At 59.0% G+C, this 2,117-nt stretch carries 3 protein-coding genes; 1 reads left to right on the top strand and 2 read right to left on the bottom strand.

Translation table 11 applies throughout. The annotated features are described in order from the left end of the window. Positions 1 to 193: 193 nt before the first annotated feature. Complete coding sequence (locus F1542_RS07045) at positions 194 to 769, top strand: gluconokinase (RefSeq protein ID WP_193732415.1); 576 nt, start codon at positions 194 to 196, stop codon at positions 767 to 769. Between the two features lie 18 nt (positions 770 to 787). Here the strand turns inward: F1542_RS07045 and F1542_RS07040 are convergent, their stop codons facing one another. Then, the gene (locus F1542_RS07040) at positions 788 to 1,360 is read right to left on the bottom strand and encodes a cob(I)yrinic acid a,c-diamide adenosyltransferase (RefSeq protein ID WP_193732414.1); all 573 of its coding nucleotides are present in this window, start codon (positions 1,358 to 1,360) and stop codon (positions 788 to 790) included. Between the two features lie 46 nt (positions 1,361 to 1,406). After that, the gene (locus tag F1542_RS07035) at positions 1,407 to 1,973 is read right to left on the bottom strand and encodes a DUF4142 domain-containing protein (protein ID WP_193732413.1); all 567 of its coding nucleotides are present in this window, start codon (positions 1,971 to 1,973) and stop codon (positions 1,407 to 1,409) included. Between the last annotated feature and the right edge of the window lie 144 nt (positions 1,974 to 2,117).

The raw sequence follows: 2,117 nt of genomic DNA, 5'->3' as shown, positions 1-2,117 counted from the left end.
ATATAATGTATAGTAATTCATAAATATAATTTTGAATATATTTTTTATATCATTTAATTGGTGTATAAAAATAGCACCTTATATTCTGGCGGCATATGGTCTCCCGCCGACAGGCCGCTTGCCTTCATGGGGGCGGTTGGTCCAGATAAGGGATGGTATGGGTTATCCCTGATAACATCCGACAGGACGCGGAATGTGTAACATTGACCAGCAGGCCGTTTCGGTTTCCCTTTCACGCAGGCTCCGGCAGGGTAACCGGCCATGCGTGCTGATTGTCATGGGGGTCTCGGGATGTGGCAAGAGTACCATGGCCCAGCTTATGGCCGACCGTCTGGGCTGGCCCGTGATCGAGGGCGATGACCTGCATACCGCCCATAACATCGCCAAGATGAGCAACGGCATCCCCCTGACGGATGAAGATCGTGCCCCGTGGCTGGACCGTATCGCGCAGCAGGTCCGGCAGTGGGGGGATGCGAACCAGTGCGGAATCGTGACCTGTTCCGCGCTGAAGCGGAAATACCGCGAACATATTGGCGGCAGCGGTCAGGATGTCTGTTTCGTCTATCTCAAGGGGAGCCGGGAAGACATCGCGCCACGCCTGCGGGAACGGACCGGGCACTTCATGCCGGTCGCCATGCTGGACAGCCAGTTCGCGACGCTGGAAGAACCTGACATGGATGATGAGGTCGTCATGGCGCTGGATGTCAATGCAGCGCAGGAAATCCTGGCGGAACAGGCCTGCGCGCACCTGTCCGGCCTGCCTGCATGATGCGGGTGGCCCGCCTGTTCAGTTCAGGTCAGGCGGAGGGGAAGCGGGTGCCCATGTCAGGTCGGCCGCCCCGTTGTCATTAAGGTGTCGTCCCAGCACGAACAGGTAATCCGACAGGCGGTTCATGCAGGCGGGAATATTGGTGCCGATATCGTCCTGCCGCGCCAGTGTCGCCAGCCGTCGTTCCGCCCGGCGCACGACGGTGCGCGCCAGATGGGCGTGGGCGGCGGCAGGCGTGCCGCCGGGCAGGATGAAGCTGCGCAGTGGCGGAATATCCGCGCGCAGGCGCTCGATTTCATGTTCCATGGCCTGAAGGGCGGCCGCCGCATGGGGAAGCGGACGGGGCGGCTTGGCGGGCATGCAGATCGCGCCGCCAATATCGAACAGCAGTCCCTGTAGCCATGCAATGAAGGTGGCGTTGCGGCCTGCGGGCAGGGTGCCGCGCAGCAGGCCGATGATGGCATTGGCTTCATCCAGCGCGCCAAGGGCCTCGATCCGGGCCGAATCCTTGGCAACCCGTTCCCCGTTGCCCAGCGAGGTCTGGCCCGTATCCCCGCCGCGGGTCACGATCCGGTCGATGCGAATGGTCATGAATGATCCTGTCTGTAAATCCGGTATCCTGATCCGCCGGCCATGGTTACCGGGTGGGCTTGCTGGCCCCGAGTTTCATGGCTTCGTTCAGGTGGGCCTGAAGCGTGTCCGCCGTGGTGGAGGCATAGGCCTTCAGGTCCGGGTCACTGGCTGATTCCGCTTCATTCTGGAACATGGCCAGCGCATCGCTTGCCGCCTGGGCCTGCAGGTCAAGGTAAGTGCGGTCGAATTTGGTCCCGTTCTGGGTCTTCAGGTTGTCTGCGACCTCGGTTTCGTCCGAACTCATGTCCTTGTGCAGTTCCAGGCCGTGCTTCAGCGTCATGGTGGACAGGGTTTTCTGGTTCGCTGTGTGCATTTTCAGCGATTTTTCTGCGAATTCCTGCACTTTCGGACGCTTGGCCTGTGTCGTGGCCATTTTTGAAATGGTCATTTCAAATGTGTTCAGCGCCGAAACGTTTTCAGCAAAGGTGGAATCTGATTCCGTCAGCGGCGGCAGTGTCGGTGACGCTGCGGTTGCTGCCGCGGGGACGGGCGCAGGCGTGGGACGGGCCATGGCGACGGCAGGAAGAAGGCTGACAGACGCAAAAAGGAACCAGACTGCGTGATGTTTCATATTGTCATCTTCCTAACGTGTGAAATTCAGGCGGTTTTTACTGAATGTCACCCTGTTTTATCAGTTTTGGTGGACCATACAAAGCGGCCATGCAGGGCAGGACGGATATTGTGTAACCGGTTCCGTGCAGGATATGGATAATAA

The sequence above is a fragment of the Komagataeibacter sp. FXV3 genome (assembly GCF_015155755.1).
Taxonomy (GTDB): Bacteria; Pseudomonadota; Alphaproteobacteria; order Acetobacterales; family Acetobacteraceae; genus Komagataeibacter.
Note: the sequence above shows the minus strand (reverse complement) of the source record. Positions and strands in the feature narration are given on the sequence as shown.

What these genes read in the sequence shown, in the direction of transcription:
- F1542_RS07045 (WP_193732415.1), top strand. Translation starts at nt 194, where the DNA reads ATGTGTAACATTGACCAGCAGGCCGTTTCGGTTTCCCTTTCACGCAGG.
- F1542_RS07035 (WP_193732413.1), bottom strand. Translation starts at nt 1,973, where the DNA reads ATGAAACATCACGCAGTCTGGTTCCTTTTTGCGTCTGTCAGCCTTCTT.
- F1542_RS07040 (WP_193732414.1), bottom strand. Translation starts at nt 1,360, where the DNA reads ATGACCATTCGCATCGACCGGATCGTGACCCGCGGCGGGGATACGGGC.